Below are 15,244 nucleotides of genomic sequence, written 5' to 3' on the forward strand. Positions count from 1 at the left end.
CCACCCCAGTCGGAGAAAATATGCGGGCCGCCTATCCGCTAGCCCTGCCTCAACCACGTCAGCCGATCAACCCGGCCAAATTGTTCCACAGGCCGAACGAACCCAGATCATTGAACGTCACCAGCAGCATCAGGGCAAGCAATGCCGCAAGGCCGCCGCGAAACGCCCATTCCTGCACTTCGGGTCCGACCGGCTTACGCCGAACCGCTTCGATCGCGTAGAAGAACAAGTGACCGCCATCCAGCATAGGAACTGGCAAGAGGTTGATGAATCCCAGATTAATCGACACCAGCGCTATCAACCAGACAAAGGCCGGCGCGCCGAGGGTCAATTGCTCGCCGGACACTTTGGCGATGCTCAGCGGCCCGCCCAGTTCCTTGACCGAGCGGCGTCCCGTGATGACCTGTCCGAGCGTCTCGACCATCATGCTGACGATCTCGCCGGTCTGGCGCACGGCGACTGCGGGCGCCTCGATCAGGCTTACGGTCACCAGGACCGGGCGTGCGCTGGCGATACCCAGTCGGCCGACACGATATTCGTTGCCGAACCGGTCGCGCTCCACGTCGGTTCCGACCACCGCGTCGCGCGACATCGGCGTGGCGCCGCGCGTGAAATCGATTCTCACCCGCTCGCCAGCGCGAATCCGCACATAGCGGACCATGTCGTCGAAGGTTTCGACAGAGCGCCCGCTTAACGCGACGACGCGATCGCCTGCCTGCAGTCCGGCCTTGGCCGCGGCGCTGTCGGCAGCGATGGCGCCGGCGACGGTCGGCGTACGGCTCTCGCCATAAGCGACCGCGAACCCGGCAAGGATAAGGATGGCGATCACGAAATTGGTGACTGGCCCGGCCGCGACGATGATCGCGCGCTGCCATACCGGCTTGGAAGGAAAGGTCCGCGCCCGCTCTTCCGGCGGCAACATCAACCAGTCGGCATCGGGCACGCTCGCCGGGTTCATGTCACCGGCAAAGCGCACATAGCCCCCAAGCGGGAGCCAGCCGAATTTCCAGCGCGTACCGCGCCTGTCGGTCACACCGAAAATCTCGCGACCAAAGCCGATCGAGAAAGCCTCGACCTTCACGCCGAACAGGCGACCGGCAAGGTAGTGGCCCATCTCATGAAGGAACACGAGCGGCCCGATGACGAGCGCAAAGGCCAGAATGGTCAGCAACAGGCCGGGGCTAGTGATCAAGCGACGCAGTCCTTTACACGCTCGCCCGCGAGCCTTCGCGCTTCCGTGTCCACCATCAGGACGTCATCAAGCGTATCGGGGGCGGGCGGATCGTAGCGATCAAGGGTATCGGCGACGATTGCGGCAATTTCGAGGAAGCCGATCTGGCGCGCCAGGAACGCCGCAACCGCAATCTCGTTGGCTGCATTGAGGATCGCCGGCTTGGCGCCGCCCGCGTCGAGTGCATGGCGCGCCAGCGCGAGCGCGGGGAATCGCACGGGATCCGGCGCCTCGAAATCGAGTCGGCCGATCGAGACCAGGTCCAGCGGCGCCATCGGCGTTTCCATCCTGTCTGGCCAGGCAAGGCAATGCGCGATCGGCGTGCGCATATCGGGCGGCCCAAGCTGGGCAAGAGTCGATCCGTCGATATATTCGACCATCGAATGGATCACCGATTGCCGGTGCAGGATGATCTCGATCCGGTCGGTCGGTATCGGAAACAGCCGCGCCGCCTCGATCAGTTCGAGACCCTTGTTCATCATCGTCGCGGAATCGATCGATATCTTGGCGCCCATCGACCAGTTGGGATGTGCCACCGCCTGTTCGGGTGTGACGCCACGCATCTGATCCGTCGTCCATTCACGGAACGGCCCGCCGCTCGCCGTGAGAATGATACGGCGAACGCGGCCAGCCTGCGCCGCATCGAAGCACTGGAAGATCGCGTTATGTTCGGAGTCCGCCGGCAACAGGGTCGCGCCGTGATGTGCGGCCGCGGCCAGAATCACGTCACCTGCCGATACCAGGGGCTCCTTGTTGGCAAGCACCACGGTACCGCCCTGCTCCACCGCCGCCATGACCGGCTCTAGACCGGCACAGCCGACGATCGCCGCCATCGTCCAGTCGGCGCCGAGATCGGCGGTCCGGCAGACTTCTTCGGGACCGCCCGCGCAGTGGATATTGGTACCCGCCAATGCCTCTCGCAGCGCCGGAAGGCAGGTCTCGTCGGCTATCACCGCCACCCGGGCACGGGTGCGGATCGCCGCGGCGGCCAGCTTCGCGACATCGCGATGAGCCGTAAGCGCGAACACCTCGAAACGATCTGGCTCCCGCTCGATCAGGTCGAGCGTGGAACTGCCGACCGATCCGGTCGCGCCAAGGATGGTAACTGTCTTCATGAATAGAATCTCGGCAGAATGACGAGCAGCGCGGCGACCGGCGCGACGGGCACCAGTCCGTCGAGACGATCGAGCACGCCGCCATGCCCGGGCAGGAGGTTTCCGCTGTCCTTTACCCCCGCCCGCCGTTTCAGCCAGCTTTCGAACAGGTCTCCGCCCTGCGCCAGTACCGCCAGCACCGGTGTAGCAAGCGTCAACCGCCAGGGCAGTCCATAAAATACATGCATTGCCGCGCCAAACGCACCAGCCAGCAGGACGCCCCCGGCCAAGCCTGCCCATGTCTTGTTAGGACTGATCATAGGCGCCAGCTTGGGCCCGCCGATCGTGCGACCGCTGAAATAGGCACCAATGTCGCAGACCCACACCAGAGCAAGCGCCCAGAAAGTAAAGACGATGCCCTCTTCCTGCCGGCGGATCAGCAACAGCGCGAGGATGGGCAACCCGACATAAACCGCCCCCAGAGCAAGGGCCGGGCGACGCTGGACGATAACGATGAAGAACGCCGCTGCCGCAATCAGCCCCAACGCAAAGAAGTCAGGCCCCGCGGCCATCGGCGCCATGATCGCCAGCGGCACGGACAAGGCAAATTGGGCCAGTCGCTTCTGCGATGCCGTCGCACCGTCTAGATCGGCCCATTCGCCCATCATGAAAATGCCGAGTACTGAACACAATACCCAGAATATCGCATCGCCGAACCACAAGGCGGTGACGGCGACCGCGACCAAGCCGAGGCCGACGACCGTACGGAGCGCCAGGTCGGACGGTCGCTTGGTCGGTGATGTAGTGTTCACAAGCCTCCGAAACGACGCTGGCGATTGCCGAACGCCGCCACTGCGTCGGCCAGGGTGGTCGCATCGAAATCAGGCCATAAGGTGTCGACGAACAGCAACTCGGCATAGGCCGCCTGCCAAAGCAGGAAGTTCGACAAGCGGATCTCGCCAGAGGTGCGGATCAGCAGGTCGAGCGGCGGCAGGTCGCTGGTGTCGAGTTCAGCCTCGATCGCCGCCGTGTCGATCGTCAACGGATCAAGCGTGCCATCGCGCGCCTTTTCGGCAAGCCGCCGAGCCGCCGCGGCGATCTCTGCCTGCGCGCCATAGTTTAGCGCGATCACCAGGATCGGGCCGGTATTGGCCGCTGTCCGCGCGATCGCATCTTCAACCAGCGTGACCAGATCCGGCGAGAAGCGGCGATAATCGCCGATTACGCGCAGTTGCACATTCTCGCGCACCATCTCGTCCAGGTCGGTGCGGATGAACAACCGCAACAGACCCATCAGGTCGCTGACCTCATCCTCGGGCCTGCGCCAGTTTTCGGACGAGAAGGCGTAGAGCGTCAGCGCCTCGATTCCCATCGCGCGCGCCGCGCGGGACACCCGGCGTACCGCCTCGACGCCTTGGCGATGCCCGGCGACGCGTGGCAGGTGCCGCTTCTTCGCCCAGCGGCCATTGCCGTCCATGATGATCGCGACGTGGCGCGGCAACCCCGCGCCTCCCGCCGGGATCGGTGCCATGGCGGGCGACGAGCTCACTTGCCCAGGATTTCCTTTTCCTTGGCCGCAGCGGCTGCGTCGATATCGGCGATCGTGCTGTCGGTCAGCTTCTGCACCTCGGTCTCGTGCCGTTTGCGCTCGTCTTCGGAGAAGACGCCCTTTTTCTCGTCCGCCTTCAGATTGTCCATGCCGTCGCGGCGCACGTTGCGCGCGGCGATGCGTGCCTTCTCGGCATATTGGCCGGCGAGCTTGGCCAGTTCCTTGCGGCGTTCCTCGGTCAGATCCGGGATAGGAAGGCGCAGCGTCGTGCCATCGACGATCGGGTTCAGGCCGAGCCCGGCCGAGCGAATCGCCTTGTCGGCCGGGCCGACGTTCGACTTGTCCCACACCTGTACTGACAGCATGCGCGGCTCCGGTGCCGACACGGTCGCGATGGTGTTAAGCGGCATGTGCGAGCCATAGACCTCGACGGTCACGGGATCGAGCAACGAGGTCGAGGCGCGGCCGGTGCGCAAGCCCCCGAGATCGTGCTTCAGCGCGTCGACGCTGCCGGCCATGCGGCGTTCGAGATCGACCTTGTCATAGGCGGCCATTGGCTTCCTCCTCTTCGTTTCTGACGATCGTCGACGTCCCCTCGCCCCGCAGGACGGCGGCGAGATTGCCTCCGCCGCGAATGTTGAAGACGACGATCGGAATATTGTTCTCGCGGCACAATGCCACGGCGGCGGCATCCATCACCTTGAGATTGTCGGCAAGTACCCGGCCGAAGCTCAGGCTCTCATAACGGGTGGCCGTCGGCACGATCTTGGGATCGGCATTGTAGACGCCGTCGACGCTGGTGCCCTTGAACAGCGCATTGCAGTTCATCTCGGCGGCGCGAAGCGCGGCTGCGGTATCGGTGGTGAAGAACGGATTGCCGGTGCCGGCGGCGAAGATAACGATCCGGCCCTTCTCGATATGGCGCTCCGCGCGTCGGCGGATATAGGGCTCGCACACGCTCGCCATCGGGATCGCTGACTGGACGCGGGTCTGCACGCCGATCTTTTCCAGCGCGTTCTGCACCGCCAGCGCGTTCATCACGGTCGCCAGCATGCCCATATAATCTGCGCTGGTGCGATCGAAGCCCTTGGCCGCCGCCGCGAGCCCCCGAAAGATATTGCCGCCGCCGACGACCAGGCACAATTCATGCCCGGCCTCCTTGGCTGCCTTGATCTCGCCCGCGACACGGTCGACGGTCGCCGGGTCGATACCGAACTGGTTCGGACCCATCAGGACCTCGCCAGACAATTTCAGCAAAATGCGTTTGAAGCGCGGTATTGTCACAAGTTCCAACATGCTGAGGGCCGGGGCGGCGCGAACCTTAGTAGCGCGCCAGCGCGATGCCAAGCGATGATACCACTCGCGAACGGTGCAGAACCGATGCACCGTCCAGTCGAAATCGTTATATCACAGCTATTTAAATAACAACATATAAGAAGGGCGAGGCCGGCAATGCCGGACCTCGCCCCCCATATTCGGTATCGAAGCGATCAGACGCCGGCGGCCGCCGCGACTTCAGCCGCGAAATCGCTGACTTCCTTCTCGATGCCCTCGCCGAGCTGGAAGCGGACATAGTCCTTCAGCTCGATCGGCTTGCCAGCCGCCTTGGCGGCATTGGCGACGACATCGGAGATCTTGGTCTTGCCGTCCATCACCAGCAGCTGGCTGACCAGCGCGTTTTCCTTGCGGTACTTCGCGATCGACCCTTCCACCATCTTGGCGACGATGTCTGCCGGCTTGCCCGATTCGGCGGCCTTCTCGGTCGCGATCGCGCGCTCGCGCTCGATGATCTCGGGGTCGAGACCGTCCTCGTTCAGCGCCAGCGGGAAGGCAGCGGCGATGTGCATCGCGATCTGCTTGCCCAATGGTTCGAGAACGTCGGCACCGGCTTCGCTCTCGAGCGCAACCAGCACGCCGATCTTGCCGAGGCCGGCAGCGGCGGCGTTGTGGACATAGGGAACGACCGCGCCCGACGTCACTTCAAGGCGCTTGGCGCGACGGATCGTCTGATTCTCGCCGATCGTCGCGATGTTGTTGGTCAGAATTTCCTCGACGGTCTTTTCCCCGAGTTGCGCAGCCTTGATCGTCTCGATCGAATCGCCCAGCTCGAGCGCGACCGAGGTCACGTCGCGGACAAACGTCTGGAACTGGATGTTCCTGGAGACGAAGTCGGTCTCGGAATTGACTTCGACCGCAGCGCCCTTGGTGCCGGACACTTCGATGCCGACCAGGCCTTCGGCCGCGGTGCGGCTCGATTTCTTGGCGGCGGCGGCGAGGCCCTTGGTGCGCAGCCAGTCCATCGCGGCGGTCATGTCGCCGTTGTTTTCCGTCAGCGCCTTCTTGCAGTCCATCATGCCCGCGCCGCTCTTCTCGCGCAGATCCTTCACTGCTGCTGCCGTGATCTCGGCCATGTCTCTTGTCCTCTTGTGCTTCGGATATGGTTGCGGACGGGGAAAGGCCTGCGCCCTACCCCGTCCGTATGTCAGTTCGGCGACGCTCAGGCGTCGAGCTGGCGCTCTTCCTCGGCTGCAACGGTCTCGTCGGCCGCCGGAGCGACGGCTTCGGGTGCCGCAGCGGGCGTGAAGTCGATCGCTTCGACCGGCGCGGCGGCAAGCGCCGGCTCGACGGTCAGCGCTTCCTCGACGGGCGGAGCCTCCATCGAACCGACATCGACGCGACGCGCCATCTGCTCATGGCCACCACGGGTCGCTGCGATAGCGATCGCCTCGCAATACAGGCGGATGGCGCGGCTGGCGTCGTCATTGGCGGGCACCGGGAAGGCGATGCCGTCCGGCGACACGTTCGAATCGAGGATCGCGACGACGGGAATGCCGAGGGTGTTGGCTTCCTTGATCGCCAGCTCCTCCTTGTTGGCGTCGATCACGAACATCACGTCCGGGATACCGCCCATGTCGCGGATGCCGCCGAGCGAAAGCTCGAGCTTGTCCTTCTCGCGGGTGAGCTGAAGCACTTCCTTCTTGGTCAGGCCGTGCGTGTCGCCCGAAAGCTGCTCTTCGAGCGTCTTGAGGCGCTTGATCGAGTTGGAGATGGTCTTCCAGTTGGTGAGCATGCCGCCCAGCCAGCGATGGTTGACAAAATGCTGGCCCGAACGGCGGGCCGCGTCGGCGACGGGCTCCTGCGCCTGGCGCTTGGTGCCGACGAACAGCACCTTGCCGCCTGCCGCGACCGAAGCGTTCACGAATTCGAGCGCGCGCGCGAACAGCGGCACGGTCTGCGAGAGATCGAGGATATGGACGCCGTTGCGGTCGCCAAAGATGTAGGGCTTCATCTTCGGGTTCCAGCGGTGGGTCTGGTGGCCGAAGTGCGCGCCCGTTTCGAGCAATTGCTGCATGGTGACGACAGGTGCCGCCATAAGGTAGTTCCTTTCCGGTTGTGCCTCTGGGAAGCGAGTAATCCGGATTGCTCCGGACACCGGCGATGTGTGCTTCCCATGCGGTGTGAAGGCGCGGCCTCTAGCTGAGCCTCTGTTGGAAATCAAGCATTGACAATGGGAACATCAAGAGAACATACAGTGACCGCAACAGGGACATGGAACGGAACGCAAGGCTCCGCGGTTCTCCGGCTTCGGTTTCTGCCCACGCAATCAGGGAGTTGGGCAATGATGGCAGTTCTCGGCATGGTGGTTTTCGCTGGCGCCTTTGCTGCGGCGGCGTGGGTGTTCGCGTTCACGCTCGTTCCGGCATTGCCCCGAATCGTGGCGTTGCTCCGCGGCGAGGCTGATCCGGCCCATGTGATCGCCCCGATGCTGACTCTCAGCGACCGCCAGCTTCGCGCCCGGGTTCGTCCGGTGCCGGCAGCGGCAATTGCGGCTCGGTCGCGGGCGTTCCGCGCAGCCGCCTGACCCGCCGATAGGCAGTGACGCTGAACGGCATCGACCCAAGATAGGCAATGCAGACGGCCGTCAGCGTGTGCCAGGGTGCCGAAATCAGCGCCGCGCCGAGCAGCACGACGATTGCGATCGCCTCGAACCTTATGTTGTTGCGAAGCCTGAGCGACGACCAGCTATACGTCGCGATACTCGAGACCATCAGCATGGCGATGACCGCGACCCAGGGCGCGACCAGCCAGGGCGAGCGAAGCAACGGCTGATCGTTCCAGAAGGACAGATAGATCGGCAGCATCGCCAGCCCCGCACCGGCGGGCGCCGGGATGCCGGTCAGGAACCCGGCCGATTTATGCGGCTGCTCGGTCACGTCGATATTGGCGTTGAAGCGGGCGAGGCGCAGCGCACAGAATACCGCGAACACCAGGGCGACCAACCATCCGAGGCGCGGAATATCCTTCAGCGACCAAAGGTACACGATCAGCGCCGGCGACACCCCGAACGAAATGGCGTCGGACAGAGAATCGAGTTCGGCGCCAAACCGGCTCTCGCCGCGCACCAGCCGGGCGACGCTGCCGTCCAGCCCGTCGAGGACACCGGCGATCATGATCATCGTCACCGCGGTCTCCCACTGGGCGGAGATGGCGAAACGGATGCCGGTCAGGCCGAAGCACAGCGCCAGGGCCGTGACTGCATTGGGGGCGACCGCGCGAAGCGGCAGACCGCGGGGCGACCGTCTCTGGAGCGGGCGCCTCACAAGGAGTCGCTCGCCATCTGGAAGCAGGTCATTGGGCAATACCGGTCGCCGCGCTCACGCCGGGCCGTCCAAGAACGGTCTCACCCGCGACGCTACGCTGGCCGAGTGAGACCTGTGGGGCAATATCGTCGGGAAGATAGACGTCCACCCGGCTGCCGAAGCGGATCAGGCCAACGCGCTGGCCGGTCGCAACCATATCGCCTGGCTTTACGAAACCGACGATCCGCCGCGCGACAAGGCCGGCGATCTGGGTGAAGCCGATGCGGCGCGTGTTTCCGTTTGAGTCCGGACGCCCCTCGACGACGATATGCTGGCGCTCATTCTCCTCGCTCGCCTTGTCCAGATCGGCATTGAGGAATTTGCCGGAGATATAGACGACCTGGCGAATCGTGCCGGCGATCGGCGTACGGTTGATGTGCACGTCGAACACCGACATGAAGATCGAGACGCGGATCAGTGGCGCATCGCCCAAGCCGTTCTCGCCGGCCAGCTCGCGTGGCACCGGCATACGCTGGATCATCGTGATCAGCCCGTCGGCGGGAGCAATGACCAGCCCCTCCCCTTGTGGCGTGACGCGCACCGGATCGCGGAAGAACGCCGCCACCCAGACAGTCAGGCCGACCAGCGGCCACGCAACGAACCAGCCGAACCACGAGAGCGCCACGAGCGTGACAGCGCCCGAGACGAGAACATATTTGCGCCCCTCGGGGTGCATGTCGGGAAAGCGCCATTTAATCGCGGGGGTGCCCGACGGCGGCGTGTCTGATGAAGCCATCGGCCCGGTCTATCTCCTGCGCGATCCCAAGACAATGACCGGCGAGGGGTTGAGGAGGATCGACGAGGCAATCCACGGGCATCCGGGAGAGAAGGTCGCCACGACGATGTTGATCCGCGCCGACCTTCCTCCTAGACGCTCACCGAAACCTCCCCTCTGGAAAGCGAGTATCGATGGCGAAGATCAAGGTAAAAACGCCTGTCGTGGAGATCGACGGCGACGAGATGACGCGGATCATCTGGCAATGGATTCGCGAGCGCCTGATCCTTCCCTATCTCGATATCGACCTCGATTATTACGACCTGGGTATCCAGAAGCGTGACGAGACCGACGACAAGATCACTGTCGACAGCGCCCGCGCGATCCAGAAATACGGCGTCGGTGTAAAGTGCGCGACGATCACGCCCGACGAGGCGCGGGTCGAGGAATTCGGCCTCAAGAAGATGTGGAAGTCGCCCAACGGCACGATCCGCAACATCCTGGGCGGCGTCGTGTTCCGCGAACCGATCGTGATGAAGAACGTTCCCCGGCTGATCCCGGGCTGGACTCACCCTATTGTCGTCGGCCGCCACGCGTTCGGCGACCAGTATCGCGCGACCGACTATCGCGTCCCCGGCCCCGGCAAGCTGCGTCTTGTGTTCGAGGGTGACGACGGCACCGTCATCGACGAGGAAGTATTCCAGTTCCCGTCCTCGGGCGTCGCCATGGCGATGTATAATCTCGACGATTCGATCCGCGATTTCGCTCGCGCGTCGATGCATTATGGCCTCAACCTGGGCTGGCCGGTCTATCTCTCGACCAAGAACACCATCCTCAAGGCCTATGACGGTCGTTTCAAGGACCTGTTCGCCGAGGTATTCGAGAGCGAGTTCAAAGACCGCTTCAAGGAAGCCGGCATCGTCTATGAGCATCGCCTGATCGACGACATGGTCGCGTCGGCGCTGAAATGGCATGGCGAATTCGTCTGGGCCTGCAAGAACTACGATGGCGACGTCCAGTCCGACCAGGTCGCCCAGGGCTTCGGCTCGCTCGGCCTGATGACGTCGGTGCTGCTCACGCCTGACGGCAAGACGGTCGAGGCAGAAGCCGCGCACGGCACCGTCACCCGCCACTTCCGCATGCACGAGCAAGGCAAGGCGACATCGACCAATCCGATCGCGTCGATCTTCGCCTGGACCGGTGGCCTCAAGTATCGCGGCAAGTTCGACGGCACCCCCGAGGTGACCGAGTTCGCCGAACTGCTCGAAAAGGTCTGCGTCGACACGGTCGAGAGCGGCAAGATGACCAAGGATCTCGCGATCCTGATCGGCCCGGATCAGCCCTGGATGACCACCGAGCAGTTCTTCGAGGAGGTTCGCATCAACCTCGAACAGGCGATGGGAAGCTCGAAATAACCCATGGCAACACCGCCGCCGCGTCCGGATCGGGCGCGGCGGCGATGTTCATGCCCTCACAGTCGCCCCTGATGCGGGGGCAATATCGCGTGCCGGCGGCACAAACGCCCGGCTGACGGCAAACCAAACCGATAATCGACATATCGCCGCTACTCATCGGCTGACAAAGTCGTTTCGCCATGCCTAAATACCCCCATGGCGATGGGATTGGACAATAAGGGCTTCAGCGACGCACTCGTCATTCTTGGCGCTGCGGGACTGGTTATTCCGGCATTTGCCCGGCTGAAGATCAGCCCGGTGATCGGGTTCATTCTGGTCGGCCTCCTCGTTGGCCCTTCGGGTCTCGGCGCGCTCGTCCACGAATATCCGTGGCTCTATTATCTCACCATCTCGGACGCGCACGCAATCGAGCCGTTCGCTGAATTCGGCATTATCCTCCTGCTTTTCTCGATCGGGCTCGAGTTGTCGCTGAAGCGCCTCTGGTCGATGCGGAGGCTGGTGTTCGGCACCGGCGCCGCCGAACTGCTTGGGTCCGGCCTCATCATCGGCGTGGCCATCCATCTGACCGGACAGAGCTGGCCCGGGGCGATCGGCCTCGGTCTGGCGCTCGCCCTCTCCTCCACCGCGCTCGTCCTGCCGATCGCGGGCACGAGCAGCCCGGTCGGCCGGTCCGCCTTCGCGATGCTGTTGTTCGAGGATCTCGCGCTCGTCCCGATCATCTTCGCGCTGGCGGCGCTCGGCCCGGGCGCGGGTGAAGGCTTGAGCGCGATCGCCGGCGTGATCATTGGCGGCATCCTGACGATCGCCGCGATGTTCATCGGTGGGCGGGTGATCCTGCCGCGGCTCTTCGCCCAGGCTGCGCGGACCAAGAGCCCGGAACTGTTCCTCGCCGCCTCGCTGCTCGTCGTGATCGTCGCCAGCCTCGCCACGACCGCAGTCGGACTCTCGCCGATCGTCGGTGCGCTGCTGGCCGGCGTGCTGATCGCCGAGACCGACTATCACAGCGAGGTCGAGGTGATGACCGCGCCCTTCAAGGGCCTGGCGCTCGGCGTGTTCCTGATCACCGTCGGCATGAGCCTTGACCTTTCCTCGATCCTCGAGAACTGGCCTGCGCTGCTGGCGGCGATCGTCGCCGTGGTTGCGGTAAAGGCGCTGGTGACGTTCGGCCTGCTCAAATTCGCGGGCATCCGCAACGGGGTAGCGGCCGAAACAGGCCTGTTGATGGGGAGCCCGTCCGAAACCACGCTGATCGTGCTCGGCACGGCGGCGCAGGCGAGGCTGATCATGCCGGACACCGCGAGTTTCTGGCAGACAGTCACCGCCATCGGGCTGACCATCACCCCCCTGCTCGCCTGGCTCGGCCAGCGCGTCGCCCGACGGATCGAACTGCGTGGCGGCAGCAACGAATCCGAAGCGGAAATTCCCACGGCAGGGCCCGGCACGGTGGTGATCGGCTTCGGCCGCGTCGGGCGCATGGTGGCCGACATGCTCAAGGTGCATGACCAGCCCTTCATCGCGGTCGAGGCCGATATCGACGCGGTCAAGGCAGCGCGAGCGGAAGGATATCCCGTCATCTTCGGCGACGTCTCCCGGTCGGAACTGGTCGACCGCCTCAATCTTGGTCGTGCCAAGGCGCTGATCCTGACGATGGACGATCCAGTCCTGTCAGTGCAGCTCACCCGCCGCGTGCGCAGCTGGGTGCCCAACCTCACTATCGTCGCCCGCGCCCGCGATACCGCCCATGCGGCGGAACTTTATCGCGCCGGCGCCACCGACGCCGTGCCCGAAACGCTGGAAAGCTCGCTTCAATTGTCGGAGGCGCTTCTGGTCGATCTCGGCATTGCCGTTGGTCCGGTCATCGCCTCGATCCACGAAAAGCGAGACGAATTGCGCAAGGAGATCAAGGAAGCAGCCGACATGGTGCGCGAGCCGCGCCTGCGCCGCGCTCGCAAGGCAGCCATCGAGACCTGATTCCCCGATGACACGGATCAGCCCTGGGTCGCCGTCCCGGCCACGACATAGAGGGTAACCAACATCCCGCCCAGCATGGCGCCGGGCCGATGGCTGCCGGTGCGGCTCCAGCCAAAGGTGATGATCGCCGCCACCGCGGCCAATACCGGCACGAACTGGATCGCGATGATGGTCGATAGCGGATCGAACCCGCTCGCCAGCGTACCCGTCGCGAAGAACGTCCCATAGACCAGACCGAGCAGCACGACGAACCCGCCACTCAGCACCAGCATGGGCGAGATATAGCGCGCCACGCCCCGGTCACCCGCGACCGTCAGCGAGCGCAGCACTCGTCCCGTCATCAGGAAGGCGACTGTCATCGGCACGACGTAGATCAGCGCAATGAGCCATTGCCGAACGCTTGGCGGCTTGATCGCCATGATCCAGAAGCGAAGATCAGTTGTCAGCACGTGCTGCACCAATGCCAGAACAAGATAGGCAACCAACGTCACGGCAAGCGCGAGCAGGATCGTCTTCAGCCAATCGATTCCAGATTCCCGTCCGGCCGATCGCCCTCGCCCGAAGAACCAGGTCAGCCCCGCCCCCGCGAGCGCCCACACTGTCACCTGGGTCGTCACCGTCTGCGGCAGGAACGCCGTCGCCGGCACCAGAAGGAAGATCCCGATGAAGACCGGGAAGAAGATCAACACCGGCACCACGGCGGCCATCGCTGCCCCACGCCACCATCGCGCGTCCCTAGCGGGCACCGCGGCGACGGCGTTGCCCCGCAGCGACGCAAAGAAGGGAAGCGCCAGCATCAGATCGAACAGCCCCAGCACCAGCGGCACAAAGCCGAGCAGGCCGAGGCCGGTGCCAATCTCCTTCCAGAACCATATCTGATCCCCCGCCGGACGCGGATGGCCGCCAGCGAGCGTGCGAGCGAACCAGTCGGTTGCGGCACCGATCGCCGCCGCCGAGATATGATCGCCCGGGTGAGTCGTCGACGGCTGCACCAGATATCGCGCCGTTCCCGCCGGAATCGAGCCATAGAGCCTACCCGCCTGCACCGCCTCCGACGTGCCGAACAGCTGCTTCAGCTTGACGCTTTGCCCAACATCCATGGCGCGCCCGACACCCCACATCAGCTGGGAGAATTCGTCATAGCGGCTATAGACCAGCCCCAGATTGCGCGGCCATCCGGGCGTGCCTTCCTTCGCATAAGGTGCGCCGGTGGACGATCCCTCAAGCACGATCGCGCGATAGGCATCGGGCATCGCCGCCGCCGCGGCGAGCACGGTCCAGCCGCCCATGCTGTGCCCCTCAAGCCCGATCTCGTCCTTGTCGACGAACGGCAGCGAGCGAAGATACGCGAGCCCGTCCGGCCCGCCAAAGCCATTCGAGAATGCCTTGCCGCCGCTATAGCCATGGCCGGTCTGGTCCGTCGCCAGCACGACATAGCCGCGCCGGGCGAACTCGATCGCAAAGCCGTCCTGCGTCTCGCGCGAATTGATATAGCCGTGCACCGCCAGGATCCCGGGCGCCGGCGTTGCCGGGGTTGCGGTCGCCGGAACGTAGAGAAGCGCGCTCATCTCGGTGCCGCCGGCGCCGTTGAAACGGATATCGCTCACCCGGACGCCGCCGGAGGTCTGGATCGCGCTTGCGAGCAGCGCCCCGCCCAGGATCATCACCATGCCGATCGCCGCCAGCATCCAGCGCGGCCATCGCCGGGCCTCGAGCGGTTCGAGCCCGACCGAATCCTGCTGCTGGCTATCCATCGCATCCCCTCCCCTTCGGGCGCGGTCGCGGGGCGCCGACGCTCTCCGACGATGTCATGCGCCACTGCACGAACCGATGTCAAAGCCGCCCGTGCCGTTCTAAGAAACCCCGATGTGTGTCCTGGCCTTTGCGTGGCAAGCGCATCCTCGCTGGCGGCTTCTGCTGGCCGGAAATCGCGACGAACTCCATGCCCGACCGGCTCAACCGCTTGAGCGCTGGCGGGAACCGGATCATCTGCTCGCCGGGCGCGACCTCCAGTCGGGCGGGACCTGGCTCGGCGTGTCCGAACAGGGCCGCCTTGCCGTGGTCACCAACCTACGCGGCTTTGGCTTGCCGGAGCCCGGCCTGGCCTCGCGCGGGGCGCTGGTGACGGACTATCTGGCGGGGAACGGTCCTTATGCGGATGCGCTCACCGCTGATCTGTCGGTCTTCAATCCGGTCAACCTGATCGTGGCTGACCGGCGAGGAGTGCATTTTCTCTCGAACCGGCCGGACATCACGCGAAGCACCCTCGCCTCAGGCCTGTACGGCCTGTCGAACGGCCGGCTCGACGAGCCGTGGCCCAAGACAATGCGGCTCAAATCACGGCTGCTCGACTGGATCACCGGCGACGCGATCGATCCCGAATTACTGTTCACTGGACTGCGGGAGCAGGTCCTGCCCGACATCGGCCTCGAACCCCACACGCCTTCCGATGTGCCGCAGGAACCGCTTCATTCACCGATCTTCATCAGCAATCCGGTCTATGGCACACGGTGCAGCACCATAGTGGCAATCGACATGTCGGGAGGCGGCGTCATCATGGAACGACGCTTCTCGTCCGATGGCCAGGAGACCGGCAGGACAAGCCTGCCCTTCTCCTGGCCTGAATGAC

Annotated in this window: 14 protein-coding genes; 3 read left to right on the top strand and 11 right to left on the bottom strand. The window is 64.4% G+C overall.

What is annotated here, in order from left to right; genetic code table 11:
• Positions 1–58: 58 nt before the first annotated feature.
• From rseP to NDN01_RS08375, 10 genes are all read right to left on the bottom strand, one after another.
• Positions 59–1,192, bottom strand: coding sequence for an RIP metalloprotease RseP (gene rseP / locus NDN01_RS08330; RefSeq protein WP_272626879.1), 1,134 nt, complete (start codon positions 1,190–1,192; stop codon positions 59–61).
• Entirely contained in the window at positions 1,189–2,346 is a 1,158-nt protein-coding gene (locus tag NDN01_RS08335; protein WP_272626880.1) for a 1-deoxy-D-xylulose-5-phosphate reductoisomerase, read from the bottom strand. Before NDN01_RS08335 ends, rseP begins: the two co-directional genes overlap by 4 nt.
• A complete protein-coding gene (locus NDN01_RS08340) occupies positions 2,343–3,137 on the bottom strand; it encodes a phosphatidate cytidylyltransferase (protein ID WP_272626881.1) in 795 nt (264 codons plus the stop codon). The genes NDN01_RS08335 and NDN01_RS08340 overlap by 4 nt, the downstream gene beginning before the upstream one ends.
• Entirely contained in the window at positions 3,134–3,856 is a 723-nt protein-coding gene (locus NDN01_RS08345; protein ID WP_272628105.1) for an isoprenyl transferase, read from the bottom strand. The genes NDN01_RS08340 and NDN01_RS08345 overlap by 4 nt, the downstream gene beginning before the upstream one ends.
• Before the next feature lie 14 nt (positions 3,857–3,870).
• A complete protein-coding gene (gene frr / locus NDN01_RS08350; protein ID WP_272626882.1) occupies positions 3,871–4,428 on the bottom strand; it encodes a ribosome recycling factor in 558 nt (185 codons plus the stop codon).
• Positions 4,415–5,158 (bottom strand): UMP kinase, encoded by a 744-nt coding sequence (gene pyrH / locus NDN01_RS08355; RefSeq protein ID WP_272628107.1) that lies wholly within the window; start codon positions 5,156–5,158, stop codon positions 4,415–4,417. The genes frr and pyrH overlap by 14 nt, the downstream gene beginning before the upstream one ends.
• Before the next feature lie 206 nt (positions 5,159–5,364).
• Entirely contained in the window at positions 5,365–6,285 is a 921-nt protein-coding gene (gene tsf, locus NDN01_RS08360) for a translation elongation factor Ts (protein WP_272626883.1), read from the bottom strand.
• 86 nt (positions 6,286–6,371) lie between these two features.
• Positions 6,372–7,247: a 30S ribosomal protein S2 gene (rpsB, locus tag NDN01_RS08365; RefSeq protein ID WP_272626884.1), complete on the bottom strand. Its 876-nt coding sequence runs from the start codon at positions 7,245–7,247 to the stop codon at positions 6,372–6,374.
• 400 nt (positions 7,248–7,647) lie between these two features.
• Positions 7,648–8,475 (bottom strand): CDP-diacylglycerol--serine O-phosphatidyltransferase, encoded by an 828-nt coding sequence (gene pssA / locus NDN01_RS08370; protein ID WP_272626885.1) that lies wholly within the window; start codon positions 8,473–8,475, stop codon positions 7,648–7,650.
• Positions 8,476–8,503: 28 nt separating this feature from the next.
• Positions 8,504–9,250, bottom strand: coding sequence for a phosphatidylserine decarboxylase (locus NDN01_RS08375; protein ID WP_272626886.1), 747 nt, complete (start codon positions 9,248–9,250; stop codon positions 8,504–8,506).
• 173 nt (positions 9,251–9,423) lie between these two features.
• Between NDN01_RS08375 and NDN01_RS08380 the strand changes: the two genes are divergently transcribed.
• Entirely contained in the window at positions 9,424–10,644 is a 1,221-nt protein-coding gene (locus tag NDN01_RS08380) for an NADP-dependent isocitrate dehydrogenase (RefSeq protein WP_272626887.1), read from the top strand.
• Between the two features lie 195 nt (positions 10,645–10,839).
• Positions 10,840–12,615, top strand: a complete 1,776-nt coding sequence (locus tag NDN01_RS08385; protein WP_272626888.1) for a cation:proton antiporter domain-containing protein — start codon at positions 10,840–10,842, stop codon at positions 12,613–12,615.
• 17 nt (positions 12,616–12,632) lie between these two features.
• Here NDN01_RS08385 and NDN01_RS08390 read toward each other — a convergent pair whose 3' ends face one another.
• Entirely contained in the window at positions 12,633–14,369 is a 1,737-nt protein-coding gene (locus NDN01_RS08390) for an alpha/beta hydrolase family protein (protein ID WP_272626889.1), read from the bottom strand.
• A gap of 112 nt (positions 14,370–14,481) precedes the next feature.
• On the opposite strand from NDN01_RS08390, the gene NDN01_RS08395 reads away from it, so the two are divergent.
• Positions 14,482–15,243 (top strand): NRDE family protein, encoded by a 762-nt coding sequence (locus NDN01_RS08395; protein ID WP_272626890.1) that lies wholly within the window; start codon positions 14,482–14,484, stop codon positions 15,241–15,243.
• Position 15,244: the final 1 nt, after the last annotated feature.

It is taken from the genome of Sphingomonas sp. QA11, assembly GCF_028473665.1.
GTDB lineage: Bacteria > Pseudomonadota > Alphaproteobacteria > Sphingomonadales > Sphingomonadaceae > Sphingomonas > Sphingomonas phytovorans.

Excerpts from the sequence above, each read along its gene's own strand:
- NDN01_RS08335 (WP_272626880.1), bottom strand. The coding sequence starts at position 2,346 with ATGAAGACAGTTACCATCCTTGGCGCGACCGGATCGGTCGGCAGTTCC.
- NDN01_RS08345 (WP_272628105.1), bottom strand. The coding sequence starts at position 3,856 with ATGGCACCGATCCCGGCGGGAGGCGCGGGGTTGCCGCGCCACGTCGCG.
- frr (WP_272626882.1), bottom strand. The coding sequence starts at position 4,428 with ATGGCCGCCTATGACAAGGTCGATCTCGAACGCCGCATGGCCGGCAGC.
- tsf (WP_272626883.1), bottom strand. The coding sequence starts at position 6,285 with ATGGCCGAGATCACGGCAGCAGCAGTGAAGGATCTGCGCGAGAAGAGC.
- rpsB (WP_272626884.1), bottom strand. The coding sequence starts at position 7,247 with ATGGCGGCACCTGTCGTCACCATGCAGCAATTGCTCGAAACGGGCGCG.
- NDN01_RS08375 (WP_272626886.1), bottom strand. The coding sequence starts at position 9,250 with ATGGCTTCATCAGACACGCCGCCGTCGGGCACCCCCGCGATTAAATGG.
- NDN01_RS08380 (WP_272626887.1), top strand. The coding sequence starts at position 9,424 with ATGGCGAAGATCAAGGTAAAAACGCCTGTCGTGGAGATCGACGGCGAC.
- NDN01_RS08385 (WP_272626888.1), top strand. The coding sequence starts at position 10,840 with ATGGCGATGGGATTGGACAATAAGGGCTTCAGCGACGCACTCGTCATT.
- NDN01_RS08390 (WP_272626889.1), bottom strand. The coding sequence starts at position 14,369 with ATGGATAGCCAGCAGCAGGATTCGGTCGGGCTCGAACCGCTCGAGGCC.
- NDN01_RS08395 (WP_272626890.1), top strand. The coding sequence starts at position 14,482 with ATGTGTGTCCTGGCCTTTGCGTGGCAAGCGCATCCTCGCTGGCGGCTT.